18 protein-coding genes are annotated in these 18,577 nt (G+C 45.3%); 3 read left to right on the forward strand and 15 right to left on the reverse strand.

All coding sequences use genetic code 11. From position 1 onward, the window contains the following. Positions 1-15: 15 nt before the first annotated feature. From ACXAD4_RS18195 to ACXAD4_RS18230, 8 genes are all read right to left on the reverse strand, one after another. Positions 16-315, reverse strand: a complete 300-nt coding sequence (locus ACXAD4_RS18195) for a PAAR domain-containing protein (protein ID WP_107296767.1) — start codon at positions 313-315, stop codon at positions 16-18. After that, entirely contained in the window at positions 294-905 is a 612-nt protein-coding gene (locus tag ACXAD4_RS18200; RefSeq protein WP_475243219.1) for a DUF6931 family protein, read from the reverse strand. Before ACXAD4_RS18200 ends, ACXAD4_RS18195 begins: the two co-directional genes overlap by 22 nt. Further along, positions 906-2,966: a type VI secretion system Vgr family protein gene (locus ACXAD4_RS18205; protein WP_475243221.1), complete on the reverse strand. Its 2,061-nt coding sequence runs from the start codon at positions 2,964-2,966 to the stop codon at positions 906-908. Then, complete coding sequence (locus tag ACXAD4_RS18210; protein ID WP_475243222.1) at positions 2,963-4,045, reverse strand: ABC transporter substrate-binding protein; 1,083 nt, start codon at positions 4,043-4,045, stop codon at positions 2,963-2,965. The genes ACXAD4_RS18205 and ACXAD4_RS18210 overlap by 4 nt, the downstream gene beginning before the upstream one ends. Next, entirely contained in the window at positions 4,042-6,195 is a 2,154-nt protein-coding gene (locus ACXAD4_RS18215) for an MFS transporter (protein WP_475243223.1), read from the reverse strand. The genes ACXAD4_RS18210 and ACXAD4_RS18215 overlap by 4 nt, the downstream gene beginning before the upstream one ends. Continuing rightward, on the reverse strand, positions 6,192-7,013 hold the full coding sequence (locus ACXAD4_RS18220; protein ID WP_475243225.1) for a hypothetical protein: 822 nt from the start codon (positions 7,011-7,013) through the stop codon (positions 6,192-6,194). Before ACXAD4_RS18220 ends, ACXAD4_RS18215 begins: the two co-directional genes overlap by 4 nt. A 343-nt stretch (positions 7,014-7,356) precedes the next feature. Next, positions 7,357-9,549 carry a DUF6351 family protein gene (locus ACXAD4_RS18225; RefSeq protein WP_475243226.1) on the reverse strand — a complete coding sequence of 731 codons (2,193 nt, stop codon included), beginning with the start codon at positions 9,547-9,549 and terminating at the stop codon, positions 7,357-7,359. Positions 9,550-9,755: 206 nt separating this feature from the next. Continuing rightward, complete coding sequence (locus ACXAD4_RS18230; protein WP_475243228.1) at positions 9,756-9,989, reverse strand: hypothetical protein; 234 nt, start codon at positions 9,987-9,989, stop codon at positions 9,756-9,758. 471 nt (positions 9,990-10,460) lie between these two features. On the opposite strand from ACXAD4_RS18230, the gene ACXAD4_RS18235 reads away from it, so the two are divergent. Then, the gene (locus tag ACXAD4_RS18235) at positions 10,461-10,904 is read left to right on the forward strand and encodes a DUF2753 family protein (RefSeq protein WP_475243229.1); all 444 of its coding nucleotides are present in this window, start codon (positions 10,461-10,463) and stop codon (positions 10,902-10,904) included. Between the two features lie 35 nt (positions 10,905-10,939). On the opposite strand, the gene ACXAD4_RS18240 is transcribed toward ACXAD4_RS18235, so the two are convergent. Continuing rightward, the gene (locus ACXAD4_RS18240) at positions 10,940-11,137 is read right to left on the reverse strand and encodes an alternative ribosome-rescue factor A (protein WP_475245583.1); all 198 of its coding nucleotides are present in this window, start codon (positions 11,135-11,137) and stop codon (positions 10,940-10,942) included. A gap of 52 nt (positions 11,138-11,189) precedes the next feature. Continuing rightward, on the reverse strand, positions 11,190-12,323 hold the full coding sequence (locus tag ACXAD4_RS18245) for a serine hydrolase domain-containing protein (protein ID WP_475243231.1): 1,134 nt from the start codon (positions 12,321-12,323) through the stop codon (positions 11,190-11,192). A 603-nt stretch (positions 12,324-12,926) separates the two neighbouring features. On the opposite strand from ACXAD4_RS18245, the gene ACXAD4_RS18250 reads away from it, so the two are divergent. Continuing rightward, positions 12,927-13,670 carry a MaoC family dehydratase gene (locus ACXAD4_RS18250; protein ID WP_475243232.1) on the forward strand — a complete coding sequence of 248 codons (744 nt, stop codon included), beginning with the start codon at positions 12,927-12,929 and terminating at the stop codon, positions 13,668-13,670. Positions 13,671-13,948: 278 nt separating this feature from the next. Beyond that, positions 13,949-14,440, forward strand: coding sequence for a hypothetical protein (locus tag ACXAD4_RS18255; protein ID WP_475243233.1), 492 nt, complete (start codon positions 13,949-13,951; stop codon positions 14,438-14,440). A 61-nt stretch (positions 14,441-14,501) separates the two neighbouring features. On the opposite strand, the gene ACXAD4_RS18260 is transcribed toward ACXAD4_RS18255, so the two are convergent. The 5 genes from ACXAD4_RS18260 to phnL form a co-directional block, all read right to left on the reverse strand. Beyond that, the gene (locus tag ACXAD4_RS18260) at positions 14,502-15,146 is read right to left on the reverse strand and encodes a DapH/DapD/GlmU-related protein (protein ID WP_475243235.1); all 645 of its coding nucleotides are present in this window, start codon (positions 15,144-15,146) and stop codon (positions 14,502-14,504) included. Positions 15,147-15,257: 111 nt separating this feature from the next. Next, entirely contained in the window at positions 15,258-16,025 is a 768-nt protein-coding gene (gene phnP / locus ACXAD4_RS18265; protein ID WP_475243236.1) for a phosphonate metabolism protein PhnP, read from the reverse strand. Then, positions 16,022-16,633: a ribose 1,5-bisphosphokinase gene (gene phnN / locus ACXAD4_RS18270; RefSeq protein WP_475243237.1), complete on the reverse strand. Its 612-nt coding sequence runs from the start codon at positions 16,631-16,633 to the stop codon at positions 16,022-16,024. Before phnN ends, phnP begins: the two co-directional genes overlap by 4 nt. Before the next feature lie 46 nt (positions 16,634-16,679). Beyond that, positions 16,680-17,816, reverse strand: coding sequence for an alpha-D-ribose 1-methylphosphonate 5-triphosphate diphosphatase (gene phnM, locus ACXAD4_RS18275; protein WP_475243238.1), 1,137 nt, complete (start codon positions 17,814-17,816; stop codon positions 16,680-16,682). Between the two features lie 21 nt (positions 17,817-17,837). Further along, positions 17,838-18,572 (reverse strand): phosphonate C-P lyase system protein PhnL, encoded by a 735-nt coding sequence (phnL, locus tag ACXAD4_RS18280; RefSeq protein WP_475243239.1) that lies wholly within the window; start codon positions 18,570-18,572, stop codon positions 17,838-17,840. Positions 18,573-18,577: the final 5 nt, after the last annotated feature.

Consider the following 18,577-nt stretch of genomic DNA (forward strand, 5'->3'; position numbering starts at 1 on the left):
CCTTATCGTTCCTCGTTAACCACCGATCTGCACCGTTGGCGCACCTACGACGATGGATCCCCCATGGCTTGTGGTATCACCCATCCTTGCGGCAGGCGTGTTGTTAATCAGTACTGTTGCACTGCCTTTGGCAATGCTATCTGGCGGACCGACACACACTAATGAGTCCCCCATTTTTGCGGCTGGCATAAAGCAAATAAGTACCGTTGCAGCGCCCGGGCCCACTATCGGCCCACCCACATGTGGAATCGGTGGTGTACCCGGTGTTTGCATCGGGCAGGTATGCATGTCCGTTAGTCGAGCAGCGCATGGCATATTTCACCTCCTTGCTTTTTGGTTCCCGTACCGCCATTGGCAACATCAAGTGCCATTTGAAACACCCCTTGGTAGTAATTTCGGTGTGCTTTTTCTTTCGCTTTCCACTCAGGGATCACTGCAGCGGTATTCACAGCACCGGCGACTGCCTTGGCATATAAGTATTCAACAGGCATCACCACTGGGTTATCTGCTGGAGCAATGCTGCCTGTTCCACTCCAAAACACTGCCTGCCCCAGCCATTTCGGTGCTCTGTCATCTTTCAGCTCTTGCAACTGGCGCTCTATACGGCGTCTTTGCCCTTCATTCGGATCTCTTACCCAGCGCTCGCAATCATCTATCAGCTTTGACTCTTCTAGGCTCCAGTCAGGCTGGCGCAAACGCAGTGCTTGCACACACCACCAAATGGCTTCTCTCATCGGCAAGGCATGGGCGAAGAAGTGAGCCAAATCGATATAGCATTCGGCTTGATTAAGCTGGGCAATGACTTCTTCAGGCGAAGCCTCACACTGGACAGCAAGCTCCGCCTCTTCTGATAGTTCAATGTGGCTGAAGATGTCCGCTGAGCTGATATAGGGGATCTTTTTCATCTAGTTCACCATCACAATCCCGCCCTTGACGGCAGTTTGGCCGCTAGAGCTCACCTCGGCTTTTGCCGTGCCTTTGACTGTGGCACCGACATCTCCTTGCAAGGTGGCATTGAGCCCCTTTATCGTGGCGCTGCTGGTTCCCTTGGCTGTAAAACTACTGTTGGCCTGCAGCGACATAGAACTCCCCGCTTTGCCGCTAAACGAGCCATCAGCTTTAATGCTGACTGAAGTACCTGACTGGCTGAGGCTTCCACCATCAATGGATACCTTGGAATCTCCCGCAATGGCTATCTGGCTACTGGAAAGCTCTATCTTGCTGCTGCTCATGACAATCTTGCTGTCACCCACCTTGAGGGTTAAGGTATCTGAGCCTGTTATGGTGATAGATTTAGCCTGTGCGGTGATCGCATCACCAGCCTTAAGGGAGTATGACTTTTTGGTGGTCAGTGAAATGTCTTCTTTCGCGGTCAGGGAGTACGCTTTCTCGACGCTTTGGGCAATGTTCTTAGTTACCGCCAGCTTCATTTCCCCGCCAACCGTTTCTTGGTGGTCGTTGACCACTTCACTGGTAAAATCCTTGGCGGCATGAAGATAGAACACCTCGTTATCTTTCTTATCATCAAACCGCAACTCATTCGATTCCCCCGCCAGCTTACTTTTCACACCGCTTTGGGTGGTATTCGCCGTGGGGTATGGTGGTTTGTTGCTGCTGTTGTACACACTGGAGACCACTACGGGTTGGTCTGGATCACCATTAATAAAGCTCACCAACACTTCTTGCCCGGCTCGAGGGAGAAACTGCATGCCATAGCTGCTGCCAGCCATCCCTTGCGCAACACGTACCCAGCAACTGGTTTTATCACCGGTTTCAGGATCCCAGTGGAATTTGATCCTCACCCTACCCAACGCATCACTTGCCGGCTCACCTTGCTTGCTGCCCGCAACTACTGCTGATTGCAGACCATACAACGTCGGCTTTTCCTTCATCAGCGGATAAAACAATTGGTCTTCTGGGATACAGTCAAATTCCGTTTTGCATGCAAAACTGTTGGCGCCATCGATACCAAATTCATAGTGAAGGCGAGAAACCAGGTAATTCCCTTCCTCGCTGCTTTGGCTATGAGACGCCAGCGTCATGTAATGGCCAACGCAGACATCCATTGATGTCGAAGTGGCCTGCACACTGTGGTAACTCGAGTCTTGCTGCCCCCTTTGTGTTTCGCCAATAGAAGCCAAATCACTGTATGTACCGGCAGGGCTTGCGGTTGGATAGCGATAATCGGTTAGTTTGGTATTGCCTGATAAGCTGTATTTGCTTTTCTTGGCTTTGCTCGTGATCAGTTTTGACTGGTTGTAGTCATACCCGGCAAGTTCCAACGAGGCACTCAAGAATGCGTGCTCTCGCTGCCAGGTATCGAGAATATCGTTATCTCCCGTGGGCGCTGAGGCGTAATCAAGTTTTACGGCATCAGTTTTGGCAAATGATTTATCCGCCTGCTGCAGGTATAGCATCCCTGCATTACTGTCTTTACCAAAGTAATAATGCACGCCCTCTTCAGCCAGTAAACGGGTGACAAACTCAAAGTCTGATTCATTGAACTGAACGCAATATTCGCGCTTGGTTGAAGGCATGCTCTTTACGCTGTAACAACCCTTGAAGCCAAGCTCATCAAAAATCGACGTAACAATCGACTGTGTTGTCGCTTCTTGGAACACCCGACAGTTACGAGAGTAGTTAAGCAAAAACAACCAAGGTTTCACCGTCAGCTTGATACTGTAAAACGAGGAATCAATGCGCTGAGATTGAGCCTGAGCTTTTACCACAACCCCTTTGAATTCCCTTGCTGAGCTGCGGCTATCGCCAAGTACATCAAAGACACTGCAGCTGAGCTCTTCACCTATCCAAGACGCCGGATCCGATGAACTCACAAGTACATCAACCGAAAATTGGTAATCACCGCTCAAGGCTTCTTCAACAGCTAATCTAGAAGCTACAAACTCCTTGTTGCTGGCATTTTTCACGACAAGGTAACTACCTTGGGTATCGAGTAATTCATTCATTTCTTGGTCTCCCCATCCGTGGTTCGAGCAATACTTTCAACGCTTTCTCTTTGTACAACTGGTGCCGCATTAACAAGGTTGGCGAAACGGATCAGCTGGATTGGTGGATATAGCGCCATCTCCCTGGCGACGGCCATATTGATAGAAATTGAATAGTTACTTAGCTCTGCAATGGGCATGTCACCCGGTACAGCACCGTCAAATAAAACCTTCACGGCTTGGTTTGCGGCAAGTTGTCCAACCCGGTAGTACTTGTTCGAAACAGAAATCAGTGCCGAAGATTTGGTCACCATAGAGTCATAGGCACTGGCGACAGGTAAACCATATTTTATCGCTGATTGGGTAAACGCATCGGTATTGGCAAGGTTATAAGAGCTGGAACCTACGTATACGACGTCTACATTTTCATTGGTGAGCTGCTGCATACGTTCGTCAAATTGATCGGGTAGTGGTTTGCCCTCGTCATCTAGCTGGTACAGGGATTCCACCACTTCAAAACCCATCTCTTTTGACAGCAGTTTAAGCTTCTGGGTATTGAGGTTTGAGTTGAGTTCAGCGTTGGAATAAATCACCCCAATTTTTTCGACAGGGAAATACTCACGCATTGCACGTATTTGTACATCTTCACTGATCCGGTTACGGATCCCAGCTAGCATCGGCCGCCCTGTTTTGTCCTGCATCTCAACAATGCCAGCACCTACCGGATCGGCCACAATCATGAATAAGGCAGGGATATCGCCTAGCTTGGTTGCTTCGCCATATTCTTCGCGAGTTCCCAACAAAGCCTTGCTGACACTGGTACCCCAAGTCACCACAAGATCTGGTTGCAGTTCTTTGGCTTGGTTTAAGATGTCCTCCAGTTGCGAGCGATCTCGCTTAGCGTCCCTGACAACCACGTCAACCGGGTATTCATTGTTTGCCAAGTAATCTTTAAAGCCTTTGCAAGCCTCCTCACAACCACGCCAAACCGCCATAAATACCGTCTTTGGCTCTTGAGACTGAGCCAGACCCTGCGCAGCAACTGAACCTCCAGACAGCAAAGAGAGGCCGATTGATACCGCTAGAACATGCTGCTTCATACCTGTGCCTCCTGACGAACTTGCGACGAAGGTGCTTTCAAAAAGAACAGCATCAAAAGCCCACTGACTATGATTCCAGCGCCAACAATGGCCATTGCGAAACCGTAATTTCCGAAGGCCAACAGCGATGCGACGATAATCGGGCCAAATACACTACCGATACGTTCTGCAGTACGAAGAATACCGAGTACTTCAGTTCGCCCTACTTCAGGGGTCGCTTCAGATGCTTCCAGTGCACAGGCGATCAGTGGTGCTTTTAGGATGGAATGGGCAACCCCCATCAGTGTGACAGCAAGCAAAATCTTGAACAGTGATGCTTCACCATAGAGCGAAAGTAGGATCACTCCGGACAAAACGGTCCCTAGAACAATTAACTCACGGGTTTTCTGGGTTTTATCTGCAATGCCGGATGCAATGGGACTGAGCGGAATGATCACCAGGGAATAGATCATCATGATCCGGCCAATTTCTGATTGCGAGGCATCCAGTGAGACCAAATACAGCGGAACCAAGAAATACAGAAAACCCGTCAGTACAATTTTGGCTGGGATAGCGCAACACAGGACAACAGCGACAAATCGAATATTCTTGGCGAGCAGTAACAGACCGCCTTTTTTCTTGGCTACACTACGGCTTGTCGTATCGATTTCGGCAGAAAACATGCGCCAAGCCAAGACGCCGGCAAACGCCGCCAAGGCCGCTGAGATCAAGAATACTGGCTGATAACCAATCCGATCTGCAATAATCCCTCCCAGTGCGGTTCCACACATGGTCGCAGTCATCAGAACACCAACAAAAATCGCCATACCCTTAGCACGGTTTTCTGATGTGACGACAGCAGCGATATAACTTTGGCAACTAATTGTAATCACCGCATAACCCAGTGCCGTTACACCGCGAGAAATCACTATATCCATGCTGTTTGTGGCAAAAGCACACCCCAAATATCCTGCAATCGCCGGGATCAACCCAAACAGAAACAGCCGCTTTTGACCAAATTTATCTACTAACTTAGCGGCAAACGGTGTAAAGGCTGCAATAACAAACATGAATACGGAGATAGGTAGCCCTAGCATCACGCCCTGGCTAATCCAGGAGTTTGGCTCGTAGTACTCTGCTACATACAAAGGCATGAAGGATTTTTGTAATTCTTCGCCAAATGAGAAGACAAATAGAGGAATGCGGGCATCAACGATGTCACCCTTACGAACCTGTAACTTACGCTGCAAATTAAATTTCTCTGCAATTCGCTTCAGGTGCTGTCTTAAGCTATCTGCTTCCTGATTGTTTGCGCTATTTACTTTGTGGCTCGATAGGTAGTTGAACAAAGACGTGAACTTGGTCTGCAACTGTTTTGAATCATGGTTCAGTTTATTCGAGAAGATACCAATAGTTCCGCGCTCAGATGTTTGATCATTAACAGAGAAATCGCCTTTGATCTGACGCTTGAGTATCGTCTCAGATTCTTCCAGTGGCCCAGAGATGTAGACCATCACCACCACCATAACGACCTCGAAGCAAACCAGTAAGACCGCAATGAGGACAATAGCAATATCAAAGAAGATATCGAGCAACTGAGACTGAATATATGTCGAATTCAGGCCAACAATCACACTGCCGATACGCTCATCTTGACTAGTAATATCCAAACGAAACACATCACTCTTCACTGCCGAGTCAGTAAATGGCAGAGAAAACAGAGAAGGAAGCGTTTTTATTGCGATAGATACCCGGTCACTAAATGATGCATTAAGGTATTGGGCTGATGTTGATTCGAACTGTTGTGTACGCTCTGTATCAGCAGACACGATTGTCCCTGCTTTATATAGCATGTCATCTATTTGATTGTCGTTGCTGTTGCTGATGGCAATGAAATTTAGCTCTGGGTATTTTGACAATGCTTGTTCTAGGTATGTGTCCATTCCCCTTATTTTATCTAACGGCACACCAGCATTTGTCGCGAGTTCAACATCATCATGTACAAGTTGTGCAACAACATTGGCTTTTTTTAACAGCTCAGGTTTGATAGAGAAGTTAAATTCTGCCAAGGTGTAAAGTGCACTCAAAACAGAGGCGAAGAATGCGCTTAGAACAGTAATTAAAATGAGTCGGCTATTAATAAAGCTCGCCAAGCTTTTCACTTGGCTCATTGGATTACCTCAACTGACTTAGCTTGTTTGTTTTTTCCTTTATCATGAGAGATAACTTGAATTCTCTCAATTTCATCAGCCACATGAGTCTTCATTTTTTCACTTTGTATAATCTGCTCTGCAAACTTCTTGGTCATTACACCTGAAGGCTGCTTTGCCATTTTCTTTGAATCATTTTCTGAATAGCCCTGAATCAACTTAATCACATTGGTGATATCACTGAGGCCAAACCTAACTGCAATAAGAACAATCAAGGCAGAGACTAAAAATAAAACAACAGTCACTTCAAGCAGATGTAGCCGGACAGCAGCGTAAACACCAAACATGGCACTTTTGTCATATTCGATGACAATACTCCCCATTAACTGATCAAAGCTGTCCTTAATTTGTAGACCACTATATAGCGTGTCTTCTGAACTCAACAGCCAGTAAGCTTCTTTTGAATTCAACGCCCTACGCACAACATCTTTTGGAATCTTTTCGTCAGTTCCGTGTTCCGCTCCATGTTCCGCTTGTAGGATTACCGATCCTTTTGCATCAATTAACTTCACTGCTTTTACGTTATCTTCCCTTATAGCGGCTTTATCAAAACTTATTTGTAAATTGTTAGCGGAGTGAAGTGGGATACCCAAACGTTCTGTACGTTGGACAGAGGATTCCAAAGAGGCTGAAATAACTTGAAGCTTTGAAGAAACAACTTGAGACATCAAGTTGTCAAATTTCATGTAGTTCATCAAATACAACAGGCCAAGCACAGAGAGTAAAATCACCCAAACCGTGATCACTAATCTTAAATGCACTTCAAAAAAAGCCTTCATTGGCCACTTACTCCTAGAACGTGACGCTACCGCTAATCAAATATTTAGCAGCCAAAGGAGAAAAATGTGCATGAAATTTTGATTTGTTTTTAAAACCAGATCTTGAGCCGAAAAACAATAATATATTTTTGTGTTTTCTTTAAATTTCGACTAGTGAGATTTATCGATAATAACCATATATAATCTGGTGAATTAATTTATAAGCAATCAACAATATCCACACAACAAATAATGAAAAACGTCGAAAAACAGGAAATAACCTCAGCAAATAAAAGGTGAAATTTATTTTACACGCTTCGATTTAATTAATATATAAAATAAACACTCGTTTACATTCACCTAATTAACCATCTATTGATAAATCATTCATTAGCGGCATATTATTTGGGCGCCCCATATCTCCGAGACTGTAATCACAGACACCGTCAGGAAAAGTTGCCTTTAGGCTTTCAATCTTACTAGATACATCGACTGACCCATAAATGCCCTTTTCAATCGCTTTCTCTACCGAAATTCGGTGACACTTGAATATACTACCTTTCCATGGTGCTCCCGCTTGAATACGGCTATTACTATAGATTGGATAGACTTGGGTACATGGACCATTGGCTTGTCCATTCCACTTCCCATCAAACACCCCGCTTCCAGATGCATGGGTTTTACCTTCAGCATTAAAGCAGGTATCAACGGCCAACTGTGGTTTTGCTACTTTTACTTTCTGTTCATAGTTCATCGCATCCGGCATGCTTTTCATTGTCATAAGCCATTCATCCATCAGTGAATAAGCTTGCTCTACCGGGTTAAATTTTTTATGGGATATCCAGATAACATGGTTATCAGCATGGCTCTTTGCTTCCAAAATCCGTAAACGGGTCGAGAATGATGCTGATGTATGATGCATATTCAGATCATCTTCGAGGTAATGCCGAATATCTATAATAGGTAAGCTAACGTTGCCTATGAAGACTTGACCATATTGATAAGCCCTTTCAATTGCAGAAAGAGGAGCTGAGCGCCTTTTAGCCGGCGTTCTTTTACTTTCCGTCACATTATGCTCCCCCCAAAGAGAAAGCCAAAGCGGTGGAATACTTGCACTCAAACTGAGCTTTTTCTCAGACTCCATGTCATTAAAAGGTTTCCAAGCACCTATTTCCTGATTTATTTCTATAAACTCATCTAAGGAAATCGTCTTTTCGCGCAACGCTAGCAGACCATACTGTACACCCACGTTATCCCAAGTCGATTGGGCAAATCCATGCTCGTCTTTGCCATAGACATGAACCAAATCCTGCCAGTAATTCCAATTGACCTTCTCGACAACTGATTCATGGTAGTAAGGCTTAAGGAAGCCCTGTCTTGGATTATTGAGGTAACTGCTAAGGCCAAAGTACCCGTTGATGCATTCGCTATTACCCTGCGGAAATTCAGGCATTTTCAATCGAACGAGCTGGTTTAATGGTTGCAGCCAGCCAAACCTTTGCTCCGCTTCATTAATAGCTCTTAACCCTTCAATATGCTGACGGGACTGCCAATCCTGCCACCTTTCTCTATCACTGGCTCTAAAGCTGAAATAGGTGTTGAGCAAGTCACAATCTAAGGCGTATATCGAGACGCTGACCATATCCGGATAGGAGTACAATGGCAGTAAACCATCTAAAATACCTTCACTGTTTTGAGCAATCAGGTATTGGGCAAGTCCTCCACCAGATCCACCAATACCTATGGTATACAAAGGCTCACCAAACAGGCTAACAAACTGGGTCTTTACGCGACGTGCGGTATCTTCAGCAAGCAGCATGTTATAGCCATAGCTTGTTTTGTTACCACTTGAAGCGATAACAGCGTAACCATTTCTAATCTGTGGCAGCTCTTTTTTGATCAAGCGGTGTAGCTTCATTTTCCCTTGGCGAAACCCTAAACCAGAGCCCCCCTCGAAACGATAAATCAAGCGCTTATTCCATACTTTGGCACTGTCCTGCGATCCGACCTCATCGAGATCAATAGGCATCGCGATGGTATAGATGTATCGATTAATGGTTCCTTTTTCGATTCGGACAAGGAGCTCTTCGTCACTCGGAGGGTTTTGTTGTAGCTCTAATTCGCTTCTTGGGGAAATGACGTTGTCTTTATCAATGACCACATACGAAAGCTGGGTTCTTATCGCACAATCTTTTGAGTAGCCAATGAGTTTCTTACCATTAAACACTTCGTAAATTGGAACACCGAAGCCCTCTTGGTTATCCACAACAGGCTGCCCGAGGCCTGAGTCCACCGTCATACAGAAAAAAGGATATTGGTTCGGACCAGAGTAGAGAGAGTTAACAGGGCCGATCTCGCCAACACGTATTGGAAAAGAAAAGGTTTCGTCTGGACGCGGGCTTTTGCTGATATGCCCTTTTATTTCAAGCAGGTAATTAGGCTGTTCCGGAGCAAGTGCTTTCACTTGCCTTTCGACAATGTCGTCTTGATCATCAAACTGAAGGGCAATAGTGATAACAACAAAAAGACCAATCAAGCCAAATATCAGTTTTTTCATAGTCTCTACGAAGCTTTGTTTACTCTTGTATAGTCTAGCTTCGTTACAGTACGGCAGGGTCTTGGGACTTGGATTAGAAGATGATGAAGGGTTTACTGGTAGGCTGAAAACGAAAAGGAGCACAAAGCGTACTCCCTTCAATCAACATATCAATCTGCGTAAGTATCTGATCAAAAGCTATTAATCATATAGTTACTTAGATTCAATTAAGGCTCTTCATGTTCTGATTCGAGATCTGAACAGAATCTCAGTGTGCCTGTTTCAATATGATGACATAAGGGTGCCCGTCCATTGTGAACATTTTCAACTTCTACCCATTTGCCAGCTGATTGTACGCTTCCAGCAAAAAGGAGTCCGCTAGCCACTACCCCGCTTGTTACGCCGAGTATTTTTTTTGTGCGGCGCGTGTTATGTGTCTTGATTGTAATTTGCTTTTTCATCTATCTATTCTGTTTTCTTGATTAAAGCCTATTGTGCCTAAGACAAAAAAGTCCTAACCCAATAGTGTGTTTGCATTCAAACAGCTGATAACTCAATGACCTAGCCAGCATCAAACTGTCACTTTTTTAACATGACCACAGATAAAGCATTAAAACAAAAGGACTTTAATGGTCACACTGCCTTGTTACAGGGTGGTCATAATGCAAGCTGAACAGAAATTAAACAACCCCAAAATTGGTTAAATGTGAGAATTTGGGTGTCAATTTATGAATGAATTAGAGCAAAGCACGACACTACTGACGGCTTGCTATACATGATGCGACACACTCCACAAACTCGAATTGAAAAGGTTGAAATAAGGAAAATCACCGAAAAGAGATAGATTTTATATTGTCGAGCTATTTGATAATGATTACCATTAGCGTCAGTTATTGTTACATACTCGATATTCGTAAAACACGGAGGGACTTATGGATGTATCACGGTGGGAACAGCACACATTATTGGCCGATAAAGCAGATAAACAAGCAAAACCTATGATGGCGGTGCTCCATTATCACTTGGCCCTTGCAGAGGCTCAGCAACTCTCTCCAAACTCTGGAACACAGGATGAGCTAGATGAACTGCTGACAATCAAGGTCATGTCTTGCCACAACCTAGCAAACTTTTGGCGAATCCACGGTGATGATGAATACGAACTCAAGTACTTGCAGCTAGCTTCAGAAGAAGTGATGGCGCTACTGCCACAGTGCCCAAATTCTAGCTGTAAGAGTTTCGTTTCTTCGCTAGGCTGCTGCAAATCTGCATTAATTGAATATTTGAAGCGCCACCCTAACCCGGTGGTAGCAAAGCATGTTGAACAAATGCATTCCACAAGCGACTGCGAGCTAATTGTCAAATTCCAATTACATTAATTTAAGAAGAGAGTGCTATACAATTGAAGCTTCAATTAAGCTGCCATTGAATAGGACTCTCGTCCTCCATGTTTACCCTTACGTTGGAAACTCCCCTTACCCTTTTTCGCCTTCACAACACGCGTTTTGAACAGTTGGCTAGTAACTACCGCCTTTAACGCATTGTCCTTGATGGTTCCTCTACCAAAATCAGTTTCAACACTATTCTTTTGATTTTGATCTACAACTTCCATTGTCGGAGCCGAGATCTTTCGTTTCTTGCCCATTTTCAATCCTCTTTTAGAGTTAAGTATCAGTTTCTTTTACCTCGAAACGCTGACGATACAGCTTGAGGAAGTGAAGTACAATCTCTCTTGCTACATCTGTCTCGCAATTCGTTAGAAACACCATGCCTGTCTGAGTATGGCGGTTAAACAGCATCTCAGTGCGGATCCCTTTTACCCAGCCTCCATGATGAACAAATCCAGAGATCCCTTTATAATCAAAGGTACGCCACCCTAGCCCATAATACACATTGCTGAGTTTAGCTCGGTAACGGTATTGATTAGCTCTAATATGCGGCTTATGCATTATCTCCAACAGTGGTGGCTGCAATACCGACGGGTTATGACCAAATTGTGCCAACATCCATTTCGATAAATCCTGCGCACTCGCATTCACTCCCGCAGCAGCCGGCACTCGGTAGTAGTAAGGAGCAGGTTTAACCGGTGCAAAACCGGCCTTCACTTTTACATGCGGTGTGACGCGGTTTTCTGTTTCTTTGAACCCCTCCATACCAAAGGAGGCATGATCCATCTCCAATGGGATAAAGATATTCTCCTGGACAAAGGTTGGATAGTCCATTCCAACTGCTAAAGCCAGCATATCCGCTGCTAAGTTATACACCACATTTTGGTAGCCATAGCACTTGCCCGGATCACAGACGAACTTCACCCTATCAAGCATCTGAAGGATACGTGTGTACCGAACATTATCTTCTATCAAGTCTGAATAGGCTTGTGGCACCAACCCAGTTGTATGGGAGAGCAAATGACGCAGAGTGACATCTTTTCCCAACTGTGGGTCGCTAAACTCTATGTTGTCTAAATATGGGACCACATGGGTATCCCACTCTATGGATTTCTGATCAACCAGAATTGATACAGCTGCTGAAGCGAAAGTCTTTGAAATTGACGCTAACGGAAAGACTGTCGCTGAATCAATCTTATCTTTTCCCCCCTTCTTAGTCACTCCATAGCCGCGAAGCAATCGAATGTCCCCATTAATCACAACGGCCAGTGAAGCTCCCGGAATGCCCTTCTTAACCGCCTTTTTGACATATTGATCAAGTTCAATTGCCATATCGTCATGCTCGGCACTGACGACAGGGACCGAAGCTAGCAACAATAAGGCCAGCCCCAGAATCCGATAACTTTTCATCAATTTACTACCTAGCCAAAATTATACTTACCAAAACACGCCAAGGCGTTCGGTTTCTATTCATTTCATACCGCTTGGCTTTAAGCGTAGACGTATCACAGAAGGGGCTTTTTTCTCTCAAATGAGAAAGAATGTCAGCAATGGGACCTTGTTGACTAGTTAGCAATTTCAAGACGTAAAGTATTTTCGTGGATGATAAATAATTGCTATTTTTTAGAGCAATTATTTTTAAATTATTCTAAGATGAAGTTGTTCTTAAATAATTTTATACAGTGTATTTTTATGCTTTTATCAATATATTAAAAATACATGTGTACGCTGAAATAGCGTAACAGATGTAAGCTGAAATAACTTACATGTGTACGCTTAAATTGAAGGTAACGGCTATTTTTCTGACTATCGAATATCAAATGTAGGTTAAGTTAGTATTTTTACACTAAATCCACACACCAGAACATTTCTTAATATTCATAGACTTAAAAGAAAGCCAGCACAAAAAGCGAGATGTGGAACACATTTTTTTCTTTTAATATTTTTATTTCCTATTACAATACTTCGCCTTGATTCGGCTTCAGGCAGTTTTAAATAATAAGGTATCAAGTCATGAAAGTTGTCGATTATTTTAAGCAAAAACGTGATGATCTATCACTGCATGCCTTTGAACTAAAAGACTTACTCTCACCTTCACTGCGTGAGCACTGGCTTGATTTTGTTAACCGAGCGAACAAAACACAGCTGGGTGCCCTTGTTATGCACAAACAGTCTGCATCCAATGATGATGTTGTCGAACAACCGAGTAAAACCAAGATAGAAAAAACTGTTGTGGAAAATATCGCACCTGAAGCTGTTGTTAAAGCGCCAGCTCCAATTGAAATGAAGCCTGAAGCAGAAGCCTTATACAAAGAGCTTACTGCTACCCTTGGTGAAGTGATCCATACTGGTGAATGGATGACTGTTGACCAAGGTCGTATCAACCAATTTGCTGACGTGACTGAAGATCACCAGTGGATTCACACCAACCCAGAGCGTGCTGCTGAAGAATCTCCCTTTAAAACGACTATTGCACACGGCTTTCTGACGCTGTCTCTACTGTCGGTTTTAACTGACAGTGTTGACCCTGAGAACCAAAAGTTCCCAACGGCCAAAATGACAGTTAACATGGGCTTCAACCAAATTCGCTTCCCTTACCCGGTTAAGTCTGAGAACCGTATTCGTGCTACAACGAAAATTCAGTCTGTGAAACCTGTTAAGCGAGGCTTGGAGATAGTCCAAGAACTTACTGTACATATTGAAGGGGTTCGTCGCCCTGGCTGTGTAGCGGAATCCGTTATCCAGCTTCACTTCTAATTCAAAAAGTACAACGCCGACACTCATAGATGCCAAAAGCCAAAGCTTTTGGCATTTTTGTTTCTAGCTGCTTCTTCTCATGCTTCAAGTGACTCCCCCCCTTTCCTGCCACTGCCCTCAATACCAGCGCTTCTCACTTTATAAAATTGTGTAATAACTCGACACTCAATCACTTACAGGTTGAATAAGCAGAAAATTACTCATACAATCACGTCAATTAAAAACAGCATTCAAAATAATTAACAATATCATCAATAACTTAAGCTCAACCATCCTTTATGATTAGACTCGTCACCGTTATTGTTTTAATTGGATTTCTGGCTCTTACTGCTGCATTAACCATGCTCAACATTCAGTCCGATGCTCGAAAATCAACACTAAACTCGATCGCCTCCACCATGCATACCACTGCGGAGATCGTTCATACCAAGGCAATTGTAAATGGCCTTACCGAAGCCTGTTATGTCTACAAGGATGAGACCACTCTCCGCGCATTCATTGAAGGAATTTATATCTGTAACGGCTACCCAACGGCCCATATAGATAACGTTAAGCGCGCCTTTAACATCAGCGATGATCTTGAAGTGAATAACCGAATGAAAGACGGAGGACGAATTGCTTATGTTTCTTTCAAGGAGGTTACTTACATCTCTGATAATGAAAGCAAACAGATTACTGTAACGCCTAAATGTTATGTCAGCTATCAAGATGCAAAAAGGGCTCATGGTCCGGAAATCTATGAGGTAACAGTTGAGCTAGAGGATTGCTAAAAGAACCATGCCTAGGCACGGTTCTTCAATATCCAGCATGTGCCAAAGTATTGGGAAACCACTAAGCTAACTGCTCTAAACCCTCGAGGAAGGCAGTGGCATCTAGCTGAAACAAATGAAGGTTGTCACGGATTTTATCGTCTTGCCAATCCCACCAAGCCAATGCCTCAAGTTTTGGTCCCATCTCAGGATCTTCAAATCGCGGTCTCAGGACGCGGGCTGGGTTGCCGACCACGATCGACCACGGTGGGACATCTTTGGTCACTACACTGCCCGCCCCGACAATGGAGCCATTGCCTATCGTGATTCCAGGCAGAATGATAGCGCCGTGGCCAATCCACACATCGTGACCTATGAACACTTTGTCTTCTTCACGCCACGCAAACACTTCATCATCGAGAGTCGCAGGGTCATCGCCCAACTGATATTTGCCTGGGCGGTAAGTGAAATGATGTAAGGTCGGCCGCCACCAAGGGTGGTTACTCGGGTTTACCCTGACGCTAGCAGCAATAGACGTAAATTTACCGACTTCGGCAAACATCAGGTTGCTGTCATTCTGAATATAGCTGTAATCACCGACTGACACATTATTCAAAATACACCGGTCGGCAATTTCTACCCAACGGCCAAGTTCGGCATTATGCAGCTTGCTTGTTTCAGCAATGCTTGGCTCAGAAGATAAAGTGGGAGATAGCGGTTGATTCATTATTGCTTACTCATCGTTATGAGCCTACCTGTTCGTTCAAAAGCAGTTCGTTCAAAAGCAGTTCTCTCAAGAACTGTTTTCTCAAAAGCTACTCGCTCGAAAGTTGTAGACTCAAAAGTTAAATTCCTGTCCATCGGACACAAGAAAGAAATCATCATCAAAGGCTTGCGGGTTTACCATAGCCCAGCTTTCAAGGTCATGGCCAATATGAATCAAGCCCATTTTCTTTGGACAGCATTCTTCTTTGAGTGATTTTGCCAGTATCACGTCGTTATGATTGCTCGGCTGCTCCCCTGCACTTCTATCTACAGGCGCAAAACTGCAGTCTATAAGCATTAGCTCTACTGGGTTGTCTACAAACCATTGTTTAACCTCTGCTGGTAAATCAACGGTGTCAGTTAGGTATGCGATTCGCTTGCCCTGGCATTCAAAGATATAGCCTAAGCAAGGCTTCGAGTGAATCAAAGGCATAGGGGTGATACGGATATCTCGCCAATAGAAATGCTCAAAAGGCTGCCTTGCCGCTTTGAAATCCAAGATACCGGGGTGTTTAAACAGATCATCACAGCCGACTGGGTCATCTGGACCAAACACCGGAATAGATAAATTCATTCCCCAACGTAGATCAAACAGGGATTGCACATGATCCATGTGGTAATGGGTCAATAAAATACTGTCGATATTCCCAGCGGGAAAGCGTGCCATCAAGTCATCAGCATTGGCATCTATCAACAAGTTTCTGCCTTGGTAGCTGATATACGCCGATGTTTTCCCACGGGAATATGCCGGATTCGCTCTAGCACGTTCACAAGCAATGCAATGGCAGCCGTATACGGGCAATAGCCGGGCATTACCAGTGCCTATTACCGTGAGCTTCATTGCAGCCTCTCCTTGTTGAATGGCAGCGTATGCTGGCTAAGGCGAGGCATGGCGCTCCGGTATTGGCTGTAATTCTTAATAAATTGTTCAATGGTCTGCTGCAACGTGCCGCTATTGTCCACGACAAAACCACTATCAGGGCATTGGCCGCGGTAGTATTCTGCCCTCGCCAGCCTATCTACTATTTGGTCTGGCGTCTCACGCCCCCTGGCATACAGCCGGGCTTCCAAGACCTCGGCGCTGACGTCGACGATGACAGGCACGACTCGATAGCCAAAATCCATCATGGCTTGCTCTAAATAGGCTCTTGAGCCATTGACTACCACATCAAACCCTTGGGATAACCAAAGCTCAATTTCTTTACCTAAGGCATAATTAAAACCATTGGCCTTCCAACTCATTGCAAACAAGCCTTGCTGCTTGCGCTGGGCAAACTCCTCAGTTGAGAGTTCGACATGGTTCTCCCCACCCGCCTGTGCAGAACGGGTAATATAACGATGTGCGACCAGCAACTGTTTGGGATAAAGCGTACGAATCGCCTGAAGCAGGCTGTCTTTGCCTGCTCCCGACGCGCCCATTACATAAAATAAGGTGCCTTGTTTATTCAACGCAGATCTCCTAGCGTTTCAATTTCTTGGCATGTCCCAGTATTAATTAAAATACCTGCTTGCCCTGACGCCAAACACGAGTGACATAAGTGTGATCATGCAAATGGTGTGCAAGGAGTAAGTCTGCACGTTTTCCCTCTGCTATCACACCGCGATCATTGAGTTGAAGTGCCTGTGCAGGTTTTATCGTCGCTAACTTGGTTGCCTGCGGCAAATCCAAATCATTGCGCTCATCGTCTGCCAACTGGAACAGCGCATCAAGCAGGCTTCCCGGATAATAATCTGATGACAGAATATCCAATACGCCCAGGCTCGCGAGTTCATGTGCTGCCACATTGCCTGAATGCGAACCGCCACGAACAACATTCGGCGCCCCCATCATGACCTTCAATCCCATCTCATGAGATGCCTTGGCAGCTTCAACAGTGGTTGGAAACTCCGCAATCACCATCCCTAAGTCTTTTGACTCCTGAACATGCTCGATGGTTGCATCATCATGGCTTGCCATCGGGATATTTCGTTCACGACACTGGCGGGTAATTTCAGCTCGGTTCGCCGCAGACCATTGCTGGGAGCGTGCTACCTGTTCTTTTTCAAAGGCCAACATCTGCTCGTCAGAGAATTTGTATTTTCCCTGGTAGTAATCACGGTATTTTTGGACATCAACGAACTGGCGCTGGCCCGGAGCATGGTCCATCAGTGACACCAAATGTACCTCAGGCAAATTGGCATAACGCTCAAACATACCCACCGTAGTTTCATGCGGTACTTCACAGCGCAAATGCAAGAAGTGCTCAGCACGGTTTACCCCACGTTTGTGGCTTTCAATAACCGTGTCGATCAGATGATCCAGGTTTTCCTGGCGGCGCCCGCCTTCACGGTAATCACCTAGGGCAACAGCATCGAGTACCGTAGTAATCCCCGAGCCAACCAGCTGGGCATCATGGGCGCTCATGGCAGAGAATGGCGGCCAGTCAACCTTTGGGCGCGGCGTGAAATACTTTTCCAGATTGTCGGTGTGAAGCTCAATCAAGCCCGGCATCAGCCAACCATTCTCGCCGTCATAGGCTTGCGGCAATTGGCTAAGTGTGTCCGACATAGATTTAATCACACCATTTTCCAACTCAACTGAGCCCTTTACGATCTCGTCTTCAAGGACCATATGTACATTGGTAATAATCACAATTGTTTCCTCATCCCTGAATTAGGCAACGTGTTCGGCTACTGGAGCCATTTCAAACTGCAATGCTGATTGCTCTGTCATCTCGTACAAACGGTCTGCGACCTGCGATCTGACGTCTTCGTCGTGGAAAATACCCACTATTGCTGCACCGCGAGATTTGGCCTCTTCAATCAAACTCACCACAACCGCGCTGTTGGTCGCATCCAATGACGCTGTTGGCTCATCAAGTAGCAAAATTGGGTAATCGACAATAAAACCCCTAGCGATGTTGACCCGCTGCTGCTCACCCCCAGAGAAGGTTGCTGGAGCCAAGTGCCATAGGTGCTCAGGCACATTCAGCCGACGAAGCAACTCACTGGCTTTGCGCTTGGCCTCCTCTCGGCAGCCTCCAATTTCTAACATTGGCTGCATAACAACTTCCAGTGCGCTAATACGAGGAATGACGCGTAAGAACTGGCTTACCCACCCCACGGTGTCACGGCGAACATTCAGCACTTCTCGCGGGGCGGCGCTGACAAGGTCAACCCATTGGTCATTGTGGCGTACTTCAATGGAACCACAATCAACCAGGTAGTTCGCATACAAAGCACGCAGCAAGGTTGACTTACCCGAACCGGAATGACCATGGAGCACAACACACTCACCCTGCTCGACACCCATGGATGCATTTTGAAGAACCGGCAACTCGATGCCGTTTTGATTATGCAAAACAAAGGTTTTGCTAACATTACAGACTTTCAACATTGGCTTGTTCATGTTCT

Source organism: Photobacterium sp. AWH4_225 (assembly GCF_056158405.1).

Coding starts and splice junctions, on each gene's coding strand:
- ACXAD4_RS18220 (WP_475243225.1), bottom strand. CDS start 7,013: ATGAAGGCTTTTTTTGAAGTGCATTTAAGATTAGTGATCACGGTTTGG.
- ACXAD4_RS18235 (WP_475243229.1), top strand. CDS start 10,461: ATGGATGTATCACGGTGGGAACAGCACACATTATTGGCCGATAAAGCA.
- ACXAD4_RS18230 (WP_475243228.1), bottom strand. CDS start 9,989: ATGAAAAAGCAAATTACAATCAAGACACATAACACGCGCCGCACAAAA.
- ACXAD4_RS18245 (WP_475243231.1), bottom strand. CDS start 12,323: ATGAAAAGTTATCGGATTCTGGGGCTGGCCTTATTGTTGCTAGCTTCG.
- ACXAD4_RS18195 (WP_107296767.1), bottom strand. CDS start 315: ATGCCATGCGCTGCTCGACTAACGGACATGCATACCTGCCCGATGCAA.
- ACXAD4_RS18255 (WP_475243233.1), top strand. CDS start 13,949: ATGATTAGACTCGTCACCGTTATTGTTTTAATTGGATTTCTGGCTCTT.
- phnL (WP_475243239.1), bottom strand. CDS start 18,572: ATGAACAAGCCAATGTTGAAAGTCTGTAATGTTAGCAAAACCTTTGTT.
- ACXAD4_RS18200 (WP_475243219.1), bottom strand. CDS start 905: ATGAAAAAGATCCCCTATATCAGCTCAGCGGACATCTTCAGCCACATT.
- ACXAD4_RS18260 (WP_475243235.1), bottom strand. CDS start 15,146: ATGAATCAACCGCTATCTCCCACTTTATCTTCTGAGCCAAGCATTGCT.
- ACXAD4_RS18215 (WP_475243223.1), bottom strand. CDS start 6,195: ATGAGCCAAGTGAAAAGCTTGGCGAGCTTTATTAATAGCCGACTCATT.
- phnP (WP_475243236.1), bottom strand. CDS start 16,025: ATGAAGCTCACGGTAATAGGCACTGGTAATGCCCGGCTATTGCCCGTA.
- ACXAD4_RS18225 (WP_475243226.1), bottom strand. CDS start 9,549: ATGAAAAAACTGATATTTGGCTTGATTGGTCTTTTTGTTGTTATCACT.
- ACXAD4_RS18210 (WP_475243222.1), bottom strand. CDS start 4,045: ATGAAGCAGCATGTTCTAGCGGTATCAATCGGCCTCTCTTTGCTGTCT.
- ACXAD4_RS18240 (WP_475245583.1), bottom strand. CDS start 11,137: ATGGAAGTTGTAGATCAAAATCAAAAGAATAGTGTTGAAACTGATTTT.
- ACXAD4_RS18205 (WP_475243221.1), bottom strand. CDS start 2,966: ATGAATGAATTACTCGATACCCAAGGTAGTTACCTTGTCGTGAAAAAT.
- ACXAD4_RS18250 (WP_475243232.1), top strand. CDS start 12,927: ATGAAAGTTGTCGATTATTTTAAGCAAAAACGTGATGATCTATCACTG.